This is a genomic window from Pedobacter sp. WC2501, assembly GCF_052682415.1.
The window spans coordinates 2,233,699-2,250,238 of record NZ_JBQZFI010000001.1 but is presented as its reverse complement, the minus strand read 5'-3'; the positions used below and the strand labels follow the sequence as shown (position 1 = coordinate 2,250,238).

Annotated in this window: 11 protein-coding genes; 7 read left to right on the top strand and 4 right to left on the bottom strand. The window is 40.2% G+C overall.

Annotated features, from left to right (window positions below; genetic code table 11):
- Positions 1 to 3 precede the first annotated feature (3 nt).
- Together ACUN24_RS09715 and ACUN24_RS09710 are read right to left on the bottom strand one after the other, a co-directional pair.
- The gene (locus tag ACUN24_RS09715) at positions 4 to 2,472 is read right to left on the bottom strand and encodes a glycoside hydrolase family 95 protein (RefSeq protein WP_445562315.1); all 2,469 of its coding nucleotides are present in this window, start codon (positions 2,470 to 2,472) and stop codon (positions 4 to 6) included.
- An 18-nt stretch (positions 2,473 to 2,490) separates the two neighbouring features.
- Positions 2,491 to 3,366, bottom strand: a complete 876-nt coding sequence (locus ACUN24_RS09710; RefSeq protein ID WP_445562314.1) for an alpha/beta hydrolase — start codon at positions 3,364 to 3,366, stop codon at positions 2,491 to 2,493.
- A gap of 277 nt (positions 3,367 to 3,643) precedes the next feature.
- Between ACUN24_RS09710 and ACUN24_RS09705 the strand changes: the two genes are divergently transcribed.
- The 3 genes from ACUN24_RS09705 to ACUN24_RS09695 all read left to right on the top strand — a co-directional run bounded on the left by ACUN24_RS09705 (position 3,644) and on the right by ACUN24_RS09695 (position 6,784).
- The gene (locus tag ACUN24_RS09705) at positions 3,644 to 3,793 is read left to right on the top strand and encodes a hypothetical protein (RefSeq protein WP_445562313.1); all 150 of its coding nucleotides are present in this window, start codon (positions 3,644 to 3,646) and stop codon (positions 3,791 to 3,793) included.
- A 51-nt stretch (positions 3,794 to 3,844) separates the two neighbouring features.
- A complete protein-coding gene (gene uxuA / locus ACUN24_RS09700) occupies positions 3,845 to 5,029 on the top strand; it encodes a mannonate dehydratase (protein ID WP_445562312.1) in 1,185 nt (394 codons plus the stop codon).
- Positions 5,030 to 5,119: 90 nt separating this feature from the next.
- The gene (locus tag ACUN24_RS09695; protein WP_445562311.1) at positions 5,120 to 6,784 is read left to right on the top strand and encodes a glycoside hydrolase family 43 protein; all 1,665 of its coding nucleotides are present in this window, start codon (positions 5,120 to 5,122) and stop codon (positions 6,782 to 6,784) included.
- Positions 6,785 to 6,914: 130 nt separating this feature from the next.
- Here the strand turns inward: ACUN24_RS09695 and ACUN24_RS09690 are convergent, their stop codons facing one another.
- Complete coding sequence (locus ACUN24_RS09690; RefSeq protein ID WP_445562310.1) at positions 6,915 to 7,805, bottom strand: IS1595 family transposase; 891 nt, start codon at positions 7,803 to 7,805, stop codon at positions 6,915 to 6,917.
- A gap of 514 nt (positions 7,806 to 8,319) precedes the next feature.
- The gene (locus tag ACUN24_RS09685; protein ID WP_445562309.1) at positions 8,320 to 9,420 is read right to left on the bottom strand and encodes a glycoside hydrolase family 43 protein; all 1,101 of its coding nucleotides are present in this window, start codon (positions 9,418 to 9,420) and stop codon (positions 8,320 to 8,322) included.
- Positions 9,421 to 10,023: 603 nt separating this feature from the next.
- Here ACUN24_RS09685 and ACUN24_RS09680 point away from each other — a divergent pair.
- The 4 genes from ACUN24_RS09680 (at position 10,024) to ACUN24_RS09665 (ending at position 16,531) form a co-directional block, all read left to right on the top strand.
- The gene (locus ACUN24_RS09680; protein ID WP_445562308.1) at positions 10,024 to 10,953 is read left to right on the top strand and encodes a sialate O-acetylesterase; all 930 of its coding nucleotides are present in this window, start codon (positions 10,024 to 10,026) and stop codon (positions 10,951 to 10,953) included.
- A 9-nt stretch (positions 10,954 to 10,962) separates the two neighbouring features.
- Positions 10,963 to 12,336 (top strand): glycoside hydrolase family 43 protein, encoded by a 1,374-nt coding sequence (locus ACUN24_RS09675; protein WP_445562307.1) that lies wholly within the window; start codon positions 10,963 to 10,965, stop codon positions 12,334 to 12,336.
- A 132-nt stretch (positions 12,337 to 12,468) separates the two neighbouring features.
- Entirely contained in the window at positions 12,469 to 13,848 is a 1,380-nt protein-coding gene (locus ACUN24_RS09670) for a glycoside hydrolase family 43 protein (RefSeq protein ID WP_445562306.1), read from the top strand.
- Between the two features lie 730 nt (positions 13,849 to 14,578).
- A complete protein-coding gene (locus tag ACUN24_RS09665) occupies positions 14,579 to 16,531 on the top strand; it encodes a glycoside hydrolase family 97 catalytic domain-containing protein (RefSeq protein ID WP_445562305.1) in 1,953 nt (650 codons plus the stop codon).
- Positions 16,532 to 16,540: the final 9 nt, after the last annotated feature.

The following is a 16,540-nucleotide window of genomic DNA, read 5'->3' as shown; positions in this document are numbered from 1 at the left end:
ATTTTATTTTTTATACAGGGTGTAGACTTTTCCTACATCTGTTTTAATATCATATAATTGAGTTTCAGGCAAATTAACAGATCCGCCAGGTGCCAGTTTGGAAACTATTGGTTTTGGCGTTTTTGTCATGAAGAAAAAAGGATTTTGATTCTCACCATTAGCATTTTTGGCTTCAAGTTTGGATAAATTTAATTCATTAGGCACCCTGATCCGTAAATTTCCGCCCAGGTTTGATTTAATCACCAGTTTAGTGATCATGCCATTTACCCATTCCAGTTTCACAATCTCAAATCCTCCCTTTGCCCGTAAACCACTAACATGTCCATTTGATTTCCAGACATCGGGCAGTGCAGGCAGAAGTTGAATGGCGCCATTATCTGATTGCATAAGCATCTCTGCGATACCGGAAGTGCATCCAAAATTGCCATCAATCTGAAAAGGCGGATGCGCATCAAAAAGATTGTTGTAAGTGCCGCCACCCGCCCGGTTTCCACCCACAGGCGTTAACTGGTTTTGAATAAGCTTGTATGCATGGTTTCCATCCAAGAGCCTTGCCCACCAGTTCACTTTCCACCCCATGCTCCATCCCGTAGAAACATCGCCACGCTGGACCAGCGTCTTTTTGGCTGCTAAATACAATTCTGGCGTTTGGTATGGCGATATTTGAGCGGATGGGAATAAACCATATAAATGAGATACATGCCGGTGGTTATCTTTTGGATCGTCAATATCATCAATCCATTCCTGCAACTGGCCGTATTGCCCAACCTGCATTGGCGGGAGCTGGCTGCGCATTTTTTTCAAGGTATCTGCAAACGCTTTATCTTCACCGAGAATTTCTCCCGCACGGATGACAGTGCTAAAAACATCATATACAATTTGATTACTCATTGTGGTACCTGCATCAAGCGAGGAACCCTGATGTGCTGCAGGAGCATTTTCAGGAGACATATCCGGATTAATGACCAGATAGCCTCTTTTAGGATCTTTAACCAGGAAATCAACATAAAACATTGCCGCTCCTTTTAAGGTTGGATAGGCTAATTTAAGAAATGCCTGATCTCCGCTATAAAGATAATGCTCCCACAGATGCTGACTGGCCCAACCTCCGCCGTGATTCCATGTACCCCAAAATGCGCCGTCTACAGCGCCGGTAGCTCTCCAGATGTCGGTGTTGTGATGTGCCATCCATCCCCTCGCACCATACATATCATGAGCAGTTTGCTTTCCCGTTTCGCTCAGTTCTTTGACCATTTTCAAAAAAGGCTCATGCAATTCGGCCAGATTTGTTTTCTCTGCTGGCCAGTAATTCATTTCCGCGTTAATATTGATGGTGTATTTGCTGTCCCAGGCCGGATATAATTTATTATTCCAGATGCCCTGCAGATTAGCAGGCTGACCACCAGGCTGAGAGCTAGAAATGAGCAGGTAGCGTCCATATTGAAAATATAAGGCTGCAAACTGCGGGTCGTTAACGGAATTAAAGTTCTTAAGCCTGACATCAGTAGGCACATTTTCGAAATCCGCAGCGCCCAGGGATAAATCTACCCGATCAAAATATTTGTGATATTGTAATTGATGGGCTTTTAAAATTGTCTTAAATTTTTTCGGCAATGCACGGTTCAGCATTTCCCTGGCCTTTAACTTTTCATTCCCGCTAATATCTTTGTAATTGATAAAGTTTGTGGCAATAGCTAAATAAATAGTTACCACACTGGCATTTTCAACAACAACTGTACGCTCCGTGCTGGAGATTTTACCACCAACGTGCTTGAATGCTGCAATGCCATTGAAACGGACAAGTCCTGGCACGCCTTCATGTGCGGTTGAGGTTCCGGTAATTTCAATTTGCCCTGGCACCTGCGTATTGATTTTCGCATTAGGCTGCAGGGAAGATAATGAAGATGTAAAGCTTAGCGCACCTGGTTTACTCGAGCGAAGCTCTATCGCAATTACACCATCGGCTAACGAAGCCAGAACACGCCTGGTATAAACTACATCTTTTACCTTATAACTGGTGGTTGTTACCGCATTGCTGATATCCAGCTCGCGGTAAAAGTCTGTATAGCCCTCATGGCCGGCAAAATCCAGGTGTAAATCTGCAACGGGTTGAAAAATCTGCCCCTGAGACTTTTTGCTGATAATAACTTTGTTTGAGAGCACTTCTGCCTGCTTTTGTTTACCCTGAAAAATAAGCGTCCTAATGCGGGCCAGTGAATCTAAGGCTAAAGGATTATCATTCCTGTTGGGGCTACCGCTCCATAGGGTATGCTCATTTAACTGAATAATTTCATTAACAACATTTCCGTAAACCATTGCGCCAAGCCGCCCGTTACCAACCGGTAATGCGTTCTCCCAAATTTGTCCAGACGGGCTATTATACCATAATTTTAATTTTGGTTTTGGTTTTTGCCGGGCAGCACCTGAGAAAACAACATGGATGAAGAGCAGCAGTAGCACAAAGTTTTTCATGGAGAAGAACATCAGGCGTTAAGGATTGAGACTATAATTTTGGAAGGAAGCCTGATCAACAGGTTTAAATAGCAACTGACTAAACAGGTACAGATCATTCTTCCATACTTTAAAATCGTGCACGCCTGGTTCGATATAATAAATATGTGGCACATTTTTATCTACCAGATACTCGTGGGTACGTTGAGAGAAGTTAAGCAATCGATCATTATCACCACAAGAAATCCAAAGCAATTTAAGCATAGCTTTAGCCTTTGCCGGATCTGGTAATAATTCTGCAGGCATCTTGGTGTTTGGAGCAGAAGAAAAGCCACCAACCCAGGCAAATGTATCTAAATTACCTAATCCAAAATTCAAGGACTGTCCCCCACCCATAGACAAGCCGGCAAGGGCACGATGCTCACTGTCTTTAAAAACATTATAATTTTTTTCCACGTATGGAATCAGATCCAGAAGCAAGTCCTTTTCAAAATTTGCAAAGGCAGCAACTTTTTCCGGAGCCATAATATTTCCCGTGGCACGGTCATCTTTCATCGCCCTGCCGTTTGGCATCACAACCAACATGGGTTCAAGCTTACCCGAAGCATAGAGGTTATCGAAGATGACCTGAGGTTTCCCACCATTCAGCCATTCCTTTTCATCCCCACCAATGCCATGGAGAAGATATAAAACCGGATATTTTTTAGTTTTAAGATAACCTGGCGGGAAATAAATAGTGGCTTTTCTGGTTGTTCCGACCGTTTTTGACGCATATTGTATCGTATCTATTTTTCCATGGGGAGTTTCAGCCTGACTAAGGTCAAAACCTTCAGGAGCCACAGGAATCTGCATTTGCGCGAAAACTGCAGTTTGAATAAAAATCAGTGTTGCTAAGATGGAGATTAATCTTTTCATTTTAATTGGTTAGAGTTGGTTGGCAGGATTAATTGATTAGCCGCCAGAAATTAATTATTACTACAAACTTAAGTGCATGCACCGCATGATGATGGAACCATTGATTATATTGATGGAAAAAATGTTCAAAAATACCATTGGGCGGAACAAATCATCATTTATTTAAAAATCTTTAATGAACTTAGGCTATAGATAATTTAGAAAGAGACCGAACCAGAGCGCATTTCGAAAAATAATTGACCTAAAACTTCACTAAGCTAAGAAAAAATTAAAAGCTATGCAACGTTTTTGGCAATCGATTGCATGGCATAAACTGCAGGCGAAATATCTTTTCTTTATAAGACCAAGAGCTAAAGGACCAAATATGAAACAGACCATTAAAAAAGAAATGGAAAATATTACAGATCAACTTAAAAAAGCAAATTAGAAATATGATGATTTGCAATCAAAAGATACTTCAAAACAACACCGCACTGCTATGAAAATGACTCAGACAATGCGCTGGTATGGCCCCGATGATATTGTTACGCTAGCCGATATTCTGCAAGCAGGCTGTACAGGAGTGGTAACTGCTTTACATCACATCGCCGTTGGCGAAATCTGGCCGGAGGAAGAAATATTGGCCCGCAAGGCGATTATTGAGTCCAGTGGACTAACCTGGGAGGTGGTCGAAAGTCTGCCGGTACATGAGGACATCAAAAAAAGGCAGGGCGAATATCAGTTATGGATTGAAAATTATAAAGTCAGCCTGAAAAATCTGGCAAACTGCGGAATCAAAGTAATCACCTACAATTTCATGCCGGTGTTAGACTGGATGCGGACCGATTTAAACTTTAAAACCCACACCGGCGCACTTGCTTTAAGATTTGAGAAAACGGCATTCATTGCTTTTGACCTTTATTTGTTAAACCGACCCGGAGCTGCCAATGACTATACACCCCAGGAATTGGAAGATGCCAAAAGCTTCTTTATTAAACTTAATCCACAAGAGCAGCGCACTTTAATGAGTAATTGCCTGCAGGGCCTTCCGGGAAGCAAAGATCATTTCACTAAAGATCAGGTGCTTACTTTACTGGATGGATATAAAAACATTTCTGCAGAAATACTGAGCAATAATTTAATCAGTTTTTTGCAGGAAATCACCCCTACGGCTGATCAAAGCGGGCTACAGTTAGCCATTCATCCGGATGATCCTCCCTACCCGATTTTAGGTTTACCAAGAATTATGAGTACGGAAGAGCATGCGCATAAAATATTAAAAGCTGTGCCTGCACCGTCCAATGGAATTTGTTTTTGCAGCGGTTCTTTTGGTGCCCGGCCAGATAATGACTTAAAGGGAATGATTGAACGGCTGGGAAACAAAATACATTTTCTACACCTGCGAAGCGTTCAACGAGAAGACAATGGCAATTTTTATGAGGCCAATCACCTGGAAGGAAATGCAGACATGAGTGCTTTGGTCACTGCAATCGTAAAACTCATGAGCGCAGAGGATAGATCTATCCATATGCGACCTGATCATGGCCACCAAATGCTTGATGATCTGGATAAAAGCCCCTACCCCGGCTATTCTGCCATAGGAAGACTGAAAGGACTTGCCGAACTAAGGGGACTAGAATTAGGGATCAGCGAAACTTTAAAAACCGAAAAGTTACATCATTAAATACATGCAGCAATTTTTAGGTTGAGATTAAAAGTAAAAAAATCAATAAAAATCTTGACCATATTTTCTTCAATAGCCAAATATACAATTATGAAAAAACTCCTTTATTTATTCTTGCTATGCTTCACCTCACAAGCATTTGCACAAATAAAATTTACAAATCCAATTCTTGCTGGTTTTTATCCAGATCCAAGTATCACTAAAGTAGGTACTGACTATTACCTGGTTAACTCTACTTTTTCCTATTTCCCCGGCATCCCTGTTTTCCACAGCAAGGATTTAAAAAACTGGAAACAGATTGGAAATGTAATTGAACGAAATACGCAGATGACTTTTCTGGGCGATGGAACCTCGCGTGGTTTGTTCGCGCCTTCCATTAATTACCATAAAGGAACCTTTTATATGACTTGTACCAATATAGATAAGGGCGGAAATTTTGTGATGACTGCTAAAAATCCTGCAGGCCCATGGAGCGATCCGGTATGGCTTCGCGATGTAAAAGGGATCGATCCTTCTTTATTTTTTGATCAGGATAAAGCCTATATCGTTTACAATAGTGATGCCCCGGACAATAAACCACTTTACAGTGGCCACCGTACCATCCGGACGTATGAATTCGACCCTGTAACACTCAAAGTTAGCGGAGAAGAACATTTACTTGTAAACGGCGGAGTGGATATTTCTAAAAAACCGGTATGGATTGAGGGACCACACATTTTTAAACGCGAAGATTGGTATTATATATGTGCTGCTGAGGGTGGAACAAGTGTAAATCATTCCCAGGTTATCCTTAGAAGCAAATCAGCTACTGGCCCATATGTTCCTTACGAAAACAATCCGATCCTAACCCAGCGGGATTTAGATCCAAACCGTCCGAATCCGATAACCTCTACAGGCCACGCAGAACTGGTGGAAGGACCCGATGGAAAAACTTACGCTATTTTTCTTGCTGTGCGTCCATACGAGGGAAATTTTTACAATACCGGAAGAGAAACCTTTATTGCACCGGTTAAATGGACAAATGGATGGCCTGTAATTAATCCTGATTTTAAGGAAGTTCAATATCAGTATTCAGCGGATTATAAAGAAATCAAACAAGCAGGTACGCCACCACAAAACGGAAATTTCTCTTACAGGACTACCTTTGATAAAAAGTTAGACCAATCTTTACTTTTTTTAAGGAAAAACGACAGCTCATGGTATAGCTTAAGCAAGAAAAATGGGTTCACGATGAAACTTAAGCCTGAAACCGTTATGGAGAAAACCAATCCGGCATTTCTTGGAAAACGTCAGCAGCACATGTTCTGTAAAGCCAGCACAGCGCTTCAATTCACTCCAAAATCCGAAAATGAGAAAGCAGGATTAATGATTTTCCAGGGAGAATTTAATTTTTACTTCATGTGCAAATCCATTAAAGAAAACAAAACGGTCATTCAGCTTTTTAAAGGCGATAAAAAGGCCGGAAATATGATATTAATTACTGAATTACCACTTTCAAATCCATCCGCAGCTATACAGCTTGAAATTGAAGCTAAGGGAGGTTTATATGATTTTAAATATAAACAAGGGAACGAAAGCTGGCTTACGTTAAAAAACGATGTTGATGGTAAATATTTAAGCACACAGGCTGCCGGCGGGTTTATCGGATCGCTGTTCGCCTTGTACGCAACGTCTTCCGGTCAGCAGAGCAATAATACCGCAAGCTTTAAGTGGCTGGATTATAGCGGTAACGATAAAATCTATCACTCAAAATAACAGGCGACACTAAGTCGTATAATTAGAAAGGCCCTGCTCTCCATTCACTAGCTATCGGATGGAGAGCAGGGCCTTTCTAATTGACATCCTGAGAGGTAATTTATGGAATAAAATTTATTGAAATAGGCGTTTAATTGATAATCATTTTATATGTGTGCGGTGGTTTTTTGATCATTCTATTCATAAGGTTTTCAAAAATGCCCTCTTTCATCTTGTGTCTGTTAAACCTATATGTGTATTCATTGATATAGGATTGTAGATGCCTAACCGAATGATGAGCGCCCCTTAACCAAGCTTTGAACATCATGATGCAACGGTGCAGTTGAATAAAATTCTTACCTTTCTTTTCTGATTTTTCTTGGATTATATTTGGAAATTCCTTTTCCATCCCCTTATATCCTGCCCATTTATCGGTACGTACCAAGGCCTCTTTTTTGATGTGATGTTGCATAAACGCTTTAAGGTTCTCTTTGCTGGCAGAATCAATAACCTTCGCATACATCCTGGAGACGCCTTTTCCTTGTTTTTCTATGCCAAGAACCACTATTTTTTTGTTACCACCTTTACGCCCGATAATCCCATCATCTTGGCCACCTATATAAGTTTCATCAACATCTACCTTGCCCTCCATCGGAAATTCCCCACTACTTTCCATTGCTTTCATTGCTTTTTGCTTAAATAACCAGCAGGTTTTTTGTCTTAGCTCAAGCTTTCTGCTCAATTCAGTACTGCTAATACCATTCTTATTAGTCGAAACATAGAAAATGATGTAGAATGCTTTTAAAATAGAGAACTTACAATCGTGAAATAATGTACCCGCTGTAGCTGATTCGATATATCTACAATGTGTGCATTGCCGGTCATAAGCTCGGTTTCCTTTACAATAATGAGTGTGGGCGCACTTCCTACAGCTATATCCATCTTCCCATTTCAAATCAGACAAATACTTAATACAACTCAAGTCATCAGGAAACTTAGCCTGAAATTCAAATATTGATAGACTTTTAAATCGCTTTTCCATAAACCTAATTTACTAATTATATTAGTATTTATCAAGTGCCTATTTCAAAAAATTAATATAAGAAACAGGAGAATTTTAACGAACTCTACGCTCCGATAAATCGTCAATTGCGAGAAGGCTTTTTCAGCCGACGAAGCAATCTTACAACGATCGCTACCAGCGTGCGCATTAAGATTGCTTCGTTCCTCGCAATGACGATTTTTCTATTGGAACCTTTCTATGATAGCGCGTTGAAGTTCCTTCGATAATACGAGAACATTTTGATAATTCTTTAGAGGCTATCTCATGAATGCATAATTGTCATCCTGAGCCTGTCGAAGGACCTATTTTAAATTTCTTCCAAGGCGTTTCGATACATTCGTCAAGCTCAGTACAGGCTGAGCTCAACGTGACAAATTCAAAATGAATTACAAGTTATAATACAGCCTCTGAAGATAAAAATTCAGAAAACCTGGTTTTGCAATAACAGCGCTTTCTTTTTTAGAAAGGTTTAACTTAATTCATACTTGCTAACTTAATCCTTATTGGGTTTTATCAACTCAATTGTGCCATCTTTAAGGTGATTAAGTTCAGTAACTTTCACGTTTCTTAAATGTGTTTTTCCTGAGAGTTGTGTATCATGATAAAAGATATACCACTTACCTTTGACTTCAACAATGGAATGATGAGTAGTCCAGCCTTCAACAGGAGTCATGAAAGTGCCCTGATATTTAAAGGGACCCCATGGATTATCCGATATTGCCGATGCCAGAAAATGAGTGTCGCCTGTTGAATAAGTAAAATAATACTTTCCGTTATATTTGTGCATCCAGGCACCTTCAAAGAATCTACGGTCATGATCCTTGGTAAGAAAAGGTTTGCCTTGCTGATCTAAGATTACAACATCTTTTACTTTACCGTCAAAAGCAGTCATATCCTTGCTTAGTTTTACAACTTTTGCACTCAAAGCAGGTTCGTTTTCCTTTTCAGAATCAGTTTTAGAACCATTCGGATCATATTTTCCGTCTTTCCAGCGTTGAAGCTGTCCGCCCCAGATTCCACCAAAATACATGTAACTGCTGCCGTCAGTATCGGTAAAAACCGCAGGATCAATACTAAAACTACCTTCAATTGGTTCTTTAGCTGCTTTGAATGGCCCAGCCGGATCCTTGGAAGTTGCTACCCCTATCCTGAAGACATCATTTTTATCCTTCAAAGGAAAATAGAGATAGTAAGTACCATTTTTATAGGCCGCATCTGGTGCCCATAATTGCCTGCCCGCCCATGGAATATCACTCACAGATAGTGCAGGGTCATGAATAGTAACCTTGCCACCAATACTATCCATACTGAGTACCCGATAATCTTTCATATTAAAATGATCCCCGTTGTCATTTTCCTTTACGCCCGATTCTATATCGTGCGATGGGTAGATGTAAATTTTACCATTGAAAACATGTGCAGAAGGATCTGCAGTATAAATTTCCTTCACCAATGGCTCAGAAAGGTAATGTTTTTCTTTAGTTTTTGCAGCTTCATTTTTTTCTGAGTGCTTACTTCGTTCCTGGCACGAACTACCTAAAGCAGCAATTAGTGCAACGGCCAAAATAGATTGACTTTTAATTTTTAGATTCATTATTATTCATTTTTGGTTAAATACTGTTATAAAAAATTATTCCATTTAGGATGCGCGATGGTTTACATAAAGTAACCTCGAAATTGCCAGCCCCAGTCTGGATGCACCACCAGTTACGATGGCAACTTTTATTGACACTGCTTCCATTTGCTTTAATTATTTTAATATTCTAATTATGTGTTGTTTTCCTGATCACAAACTTATTAAGGATGAACAGCAATTCTCAATCTTTTGAAATGCACCATCTCACCTTTAATGTTCATTTATTTGGTTAAAATTTTGCCGCAATTTTTCGGATAAAACAGATTCGAAAACTATAGGATAGGCAAAGGATAAAACTATGTTAAAAGAAGAATTTAGTATGGAAACTTTGAATAATATGATAGCAGAAATGTTGATTATAAACTTAAAAAACAAGTATAGTGCCCGCTTTTTTTAATGCTTTAGCTTATAATCTTTTATTTAAACTGGCTGAATTAATTTATCGCAGCTATCAGGCTGGCCTTTAATTTTGCCCATTTGAGCATTTTTTATGATGAAAAATGCTATTCACAATCTGTAGTGTTTAATATTTTAGCTTCAGGTTAAACGATGGAAATTAATATGAAACAAATCATCACAAAAGGACTAAAATATTCGATAAAAACGATAGGCACCAACCTGAATAACGTTGCTCTGAAATTGATCAAACCTAAAGCTTACAGCAGATGCTTAGGAATTGCCTTGTTGCTTGCATGTTTGTGGTGCAATAGCGAAAAATCATACGCTCAGAACCCTAAATTATATGTTTTCCTGAGCTTCGGTCAATCTAACATGGAAGGAAATGCGCCTTTCGAACCTCAGGATACAACAGTAAATAACAGATTCAGCGTTCTGCAGGCAGTTGACTGTCCGGAGTTAGGCAGAACAAAAGGAAACTGGTACACGGCTAAACCACCTTTGTGCCGGTGCAAAACTGGTTTAACGCCAATGGACTATTTCGGAAGAACCCTACTGGATTCACTTCCCAAAGATGTGCGCATCGGGATTATTAATGTAGCAGTTGGTGGTTGCAAAATTGAGTTATTTGATAAAGATACTTATCAGACCTATACCGCCACTGCACCAGAATGGATGAAGTCAGCCTTAAATGAATACGGCGGAAATCCATACGGCCGTTTGGTGGAGTTAGCCAAAGTTGCCCAGCAATCAGGGGTTATCAAAGGTATCCTGATGCACCAGGGCGAATCCAACACTGGCGATCAGGAATGGCCAAAAAAAGTGAAGGCAGTTTATGAGAATCTGATCAAGGATTTGAATTTAAATCCGGCATCCACGCCACTCCTTACCGGCGAGGTAGTTAATGCGGATCAGGGAGGGGTATGCGCATCGATGAATAAAATTATTGCAAGCTTGCCAAAAACAATTCCCAATGCACACATCATATCATCAGCTGGCTGTACCGATGCGGCAGATAATCTACATTTCAATGCACAGGGTTACCGCATGCTTGGCGAGCGTTATGCTAAAACCATGCTTTCCCTATTAAAATAACATCAAAAAATGCAGAAAAAAATATTTGGAGTATCACTTTTGACTGGCCTGCTGTCAGTATTGGCAAGTTTTGCCCAAAACCCGATTGTTCAGACCTACTATACAGCCGACCCGGCACCAATGGTACATAATGGAACCGTTTATCTATACACTTCGCATGATGAAGATGTTACGGTGAAAAACTTTTTCACCATGAACGATTGGCGTTGTTATTCTTCAAAGGATATGGTTAACTGGACTGATCATGGAGCCATTTTATCCTATAAAGCTTTTAGCTGGTCGCGCGGTGACGCATGGGCAGGCCAGTGCATATTCAGGGATGGAAAATTCTACTACTACTTACCCGTTAACCAAAAAAATGGCGGGAACGCCATTGGTGTTGCCATTTCAGACACTCCGACAACAGGTTTTAAAGATGCAATAGGCAAGCCATTGCTTTCAGGCTTTGGCTACATTGATCCAACTGTTTTTATCGATAATGACGGACAGGCCTATCTATATTGGGGCAATCCCCAATTATATTATGTAAAACTGAATAAGGATATGGTCTCTTATGATGAAAAAGTTGGCATTGTGAAAGTGCCGCTAAACAAGGAAGGATTTAGTGCCAGAAAAAAAGATCCGGAAAAAAGACCATCAGAATATGAGGAAGGCCCATGGTTCTTTAAACGAAAAAGCAAATATTACCTGCTTTATCCGGCCGGTGGCGTTCCAGAACATTTGGCTTATTCTACAAGCAGAGGCCCAACAGGGCCATGGATATATGGAGATACCATTATGACAGTGATCGAAGATCGTGGTGCGTTCACCAATCACCCCGGCTATATTGATTTTAAAGGTCAGTCTTATTTATTTTATCATGACGGGGCTTTACCTGGTGGCGGAGGCTTCAAACGTTCGGTATGTATCGAACCTTTCAGTTTTAACCCTGATGGATCCATTCCGAGAATTCACCGCACAAAAGCAGGTGTACTGAAAAGCGCCTCAAACTTAGATCCTTTTACCCGTGTTGAAGCTGAAACCATAGCCTGGTCTGAAGGTGTAAAAACTGCCAAAGATAGCTTAACAGGCGCTATTTATGTATCCAATATTGACAATGGCGATTATATCAAAATCCGCAGTGTAGATTTTGGCAAAGGCGCAACTCAGTTTGAAGCAACCGTAGCCTCCTTATCCTCAAAAGGAAATATTGAACTTCGGGCAGACAGTTTAAGCGGCAAGCTGCTGGGAAAACTGGAAGTAAAATCAACCAAAAATACTCAGGATTGGAAAGCCCTGCTTTGTAAAATAAACCAGATTACCGGTGTACACGACCTGTATTTGGTATTCAAAGGTGAGGGTAATAACCTGTTTAATTTTGACTCCTGGCGTTTGATCCGCTAATAACTGGTTATTAATCACCTCAGGTTCCAGCACTGTGAAGCTCATGTTTAACTGCGGTTTCTTTATCAGGAACTAAGCAAATTAAATGGATGATGGATAGAAAAATCCAATCAGCCCTTAAAATAAAACTAAATGGAAATAACACCTATAAAAATGGTAAAGAAATTCAGAATAGGCGCAAGCTTACTTTTAAGTTTCATAACGCTCGGCACTTTAGCCCAAAATCCTATTATACAGACTAAATTTACGGCCGACCCGGCACCAATGGTATATAAAGATACCGTATACCTGTACACCTCCCATGATGAAGATAATGCCGGTCCTGGAATGGGTAAATTCCTGATGAAGGATTGGCTTCTTTATACTTCAACAGATATGGTAAACTGGACAGACCACGGCGCTATTGCATCTCTGAAAAACTTCGCCTGGGGAAAGCAGGATAACGGAGCCTGGGCACCCCAATGTATCGAGCGTAATGGAAAATTCTACCTGTATTGTCCGATACAGGGAAGTGGCATTGGGGTCTTGGTAGCAGACAGTCCTTATGGACCATTCAAAGACCCTATAGGAAAAAGGCTTATTGATGATGACCATCTGTGGAATGATATTGATCCCACTGTGTTTATTGATGATGACGGACAAGCCTATCTGTATTGGGGCAATCCAAACCTCTGGTATGTAAAGTTAAATAAAGACATGATTTCCTATTCTGGGGAAATCGTTAAAGTAAAAGATGTAGGTAAAGAAAAAGGGCAAACCAAGGCTGATGCTTACCACTACCAGGAAGGTCCGTGGACTTATAAACGTAATGACCACTACTATCTCGCCTATGCTTCTACCTGTTGCCCGGAAGGGATTGCTTACGCGATGAGCAAAAATGCAACGGGTCCCTGGGACTATAAGGGTTATCTGATGAAACCAAATGAAAAATCTTCAGGAAATCACCCCGGAATTATTGATTACAAGGGTAAATCATATTTGTTTGGTTTTAATTTCCGGTTAAATTTTATGATCACCGATAAACACCATGAAAGGCGCTCGGTTTGCGTGGAAGAACTCAGCTACAACCAGGATGGCACCATCCAGGAGTTGCCATGGTGGTCGGAAACCGGAGTGAAACAAGTCGGTAATTTGAATCCTTTCAAACGTACCGAAGCTGAAACAATAAACTGGGCTGAAGGCATTAAAGCAGAAAAAGACGCTGTAAACGGGCGTATTTTTACCACCAATAAACAGGAAGGTGCCTTCATCAAAATTAAAGGTGTCGATTTTAAAAGTGGTGCTAAAAAGTTTGAAGCCAGTTTAACTTCCCTTACCGGCGGAGGAAAGCTGGAAATCAGGATTGATGATCAAAATGGCAGGTTAATCGGAACGCTTCCCGTAAAAAGTAAAGATATTACATGGGAAACAATCTCCTGTACGCTTAATAAGGTAAAGGGCGAACACGACCTATTTCTGATATTTAAAGAGGGGATATTCATTTTAGACTGGTGGAAGATGATAAAAAAGTAAATCCGGATTGATAAACTGTTGGTTGGGGGAGCCTTTGAGTTAAATGCTAATTTCGAATTGTTTTATTCTATTTTAATCGTTCGAGGGATTAACTATCCAAAATTGTTTTAAAGTCATAAAAACGGAATATTGCTTAATCTAATCCTATTCAGTTAATTATTTTAGAGCCTGTTTAAAAATTAAATAAAATTAATTCGCATGTCAGTCTGAGGGTTAATTAATTGTTTAAAATCAATATGAGTGCCAGAGGGTTCTATTGCTATGTTCTGGCGAGGATTCGTCATTGCGAGAAGGCTTTTTCAGCCGACGAAGCAATCTTACAACGATCGCTAACAGCGTGCGCTTTAAGATTGCTTCGTGCCTCGCAATGACGACCTTTCTTTATAAGATCTGTCAATGGTAGCGTATTCGAAGACCATTTCAACGCATTAATAAAGCAATCCGTTACGCTCAGCGTGACAGCAAAATACTGTGTAAAATTTGCTGTAAAAATTTAAACAGGCTCTTAGTTACAGCGAAATAACTTTGAGGATTTTGAGAATATCTGATTTTAATTGCGTTGCTTAAACGCTGTTTTTAATGGATTATGGAAAAAAAATAATAAACGTTACCATAACATTTAAAAATATTGCCTAATTTTCGTTTTCGAAAACTGATCAGATAAATCTAACCCAAATAAGTTTATTCCGTTGTGATGAATACCCCAAAATTACTCCGCAAATCTTTAGCTATGAATTATTTTAAAGGCATTTTACTGGTAATGGCATTGGTTGCCAGCCACTTTTTATCTTTTGCCCAAGACCTGAACGTTACAAGTCCAGATCAGAAATTGATGGTTAAACTTTATTTAAACGAGGGTAAACTTTATTACAATGTAGTATTACAGGGAAAAGAAATGATTGAGCGCTCTCCTCTGGGGCTTCGCGGAAGCCAGATGGATTTATCCTCTGGCCTCAAGCTAACCGGTAAGCAATTACGACGAATTGATGAGCGTTACAATGAACCAAAAATCAAGATCAGTAATGTAAACTACCAGGCAAATGAGCTGATCTGCAAATTTGAGAATGCCAAAAAGAACCAGATTGAAGTAGTATTCCGCGTGAGCAATAACGACATTGCCTTTAGATATCAGGTTCCGCAGACCGGTGAAGCTGCAAGCTTTGTCATTGAAGAAGAATTGAGCGGATACAAATTTCCGGCAAACACCACTACATTTTTAAGCCCGCAGGCTACCCCAATGATTGGCTGGATGAAAACCAAACCCAGCTACGAAGAAGAATATAACCGCGATCAGGCCATGGGTGTCCCTTCAAAATATGGCATAGGTTATACTTTTCCTGCCCTTTTCCATTTGGGGAATGATGGGTGGGTATTACTCTCAGAAACTGGTGTAAATTCACTATACTGTGGCTCCAGACTAAGCGAAGGCACTAAAGATGGAAATTACAAAATTGCTTTTCCGGAGAAGGGAGAAAATAACGGCATCGGTAGTGCAAATCCAACGATATCATTACCCGGCAATACGCCCTGGCGTACCATTACTGTCGGACGTACACTTAAACCGATTGTTGAAACTACTGTTCCATTCGATGTTGTAGCGCCACAATATGCCGCATCGAAGAACTATACCTTTGGCCGGTCTACCTGGAGCTGGCTGTTATGGCAAGATGAAAGTATTAATTTCGAAGATCAGAAAAAGTTTATCGATCTTTCTGCGGCAATGGGTTATGAGTTTGTGCTGATTGATAACTGGTGGGATACCAAAATCGGACGGAAAAAAATCGAGGAACTGGTTGCCTACGGAAAAGAGAAAAAAGTTGGTATTTCCTTATGGTATAACTCTAATGGTTTTTGGAATGATGCCCCACAAGGACCTAAATATAAAATGAATACAGCCTCGGCGAGGAAACAAGAAATGGCGTGGATGCAGCAGATTGGTGTGAAAGGAATTAAGGTAGATTTCTTTGGTGGCGACAAACAGGAAACCATGAAACTTTATGAAGATATTTTATCTGATGCCAACACTTTTGGCTTAACGGTAATCTTTCATGGCTGCACAGTGCCTAGAGGTTGGGAAAGAATGTATCCAAATTATGTTGGAAGTGAGGCGGTATTGGCATCAGAGAACCTGATATTCACCCAACATGCAAATGATACCGAAGCCATCAATGCCAGCCTTCATCCCTTTATCCGAAATGCTATAGGCGCAATGGATTTCGGACCAGTTCTTTTAAACAAGCGCCACAACAAGAAAAATGACGGAGGAACAATTAGAAAAACAACAGAAACTTTCCAATTGGCAACCGCTATTCTTTTCCAGAATCCAGTGCAGAATTTTGGCATCACCCCAAATAACCTCAGCGATGTTGCGCCTCATGTGATCGATTTTATGAAAAATGTGCCAACAACCTGGGACAATACTGTTTTTCTTGATGGATATCCCGGAAAATATTGTGTATTGGCACGTCGCCATGGCGATACCTGGTATATTACAGCTATAAATGCTGAAACCACGGAGAAAACAATCGACATTTCGCTGCCAATGTTATCTGGTACTGAAGTTACCTTATACTCAGATGCCGATGACCGTTCACCTCAAATAAAACAGCTGAAATTAAACAAGGCAAAACAATTGAAAGTAAAACTTTTACCAGGCGGAGCAAATGTAATCGTGGCAAAATAAAATAGCGCT

Bases quoted from the DNA above. Each gene is read 5' to 3' on its own strand.
- ACUN24_RS09695 (WP_445562311.1), top strand. From the start codon at position 5,120: ATGAAAAAACTCCTTTATTTATTCTTGCTATGCTTCACCTCACAAGCA.
- ACUN24_RS09710 (WP_445562314.1), bottom strand. From the start codon at position 3,366: ATGAAAAGATTAATCTCCATCTTAGCAACACTGATTTTTATTCAAACT.
- ACUN24_RS09675 (WP_445562307.1), top strand. From the start codon at position 10,963: ATGCAGAAAAAAATATTTGGAGTATCACTTTTGACTGGCCTGCTGTCA.
- ACUN24_RS09690 (WP_445562310.1), bottom strand. From the start codon at position 7,805: ATGGAAAAGCGATTTAAAAGTCTATCAATATTTGAATTTCAGGCTAAG.
- ACUN24_RS09685 (WP_445562309.1), bottom strand. From the start codon at position 9,420: ATGAATCTAAAAATTAAAAGTCAATCTATTTTGGCCGTTGCACTAATT.
- uxuA (WP_445562312.1), top strand. From the start codon at position 3,845: ATGAAAATGACTCAGACAATGCGCTGGTATGGCCCCGATGATATTGTT.
- ACUN24_RS09705 (WP_445562313.1), top strand. From the start codon at position 3,644: ATGCAACGTTTTTGGCAATCGATTGCATGGCATAAACTGCAGGCGAAA.
- ACUN24_RS09680 (WP_445562308.1), top strand. From the start codon at position 10,024: ATGAAACAAATCATCACAAAAGGACTAAAATATTCGATAAAAACGATA.
- ACUN24_RS09665 (WP_445562305.1), top strand. From the start codon at position 14,579: ATGAATTATTTTAAAGGCATTTTACTGGTAATGGCATTGGTTGCCAGC.
- ACUN24_RS09670 (WP_445562306.1), top strand. From the start codon at position 12,469: ATGGAAATAACACCTATAAAAATGGTAAAGAAATTCAGAATAGGCGCA.
- ACUN24_RS09715 (WP_445562315.1), bottom strand. From the start codon at position 2,472: ATGAAAAACTTTGTGCTACTGCTGCTCTTCATCCATGTTGTTTTCTCA.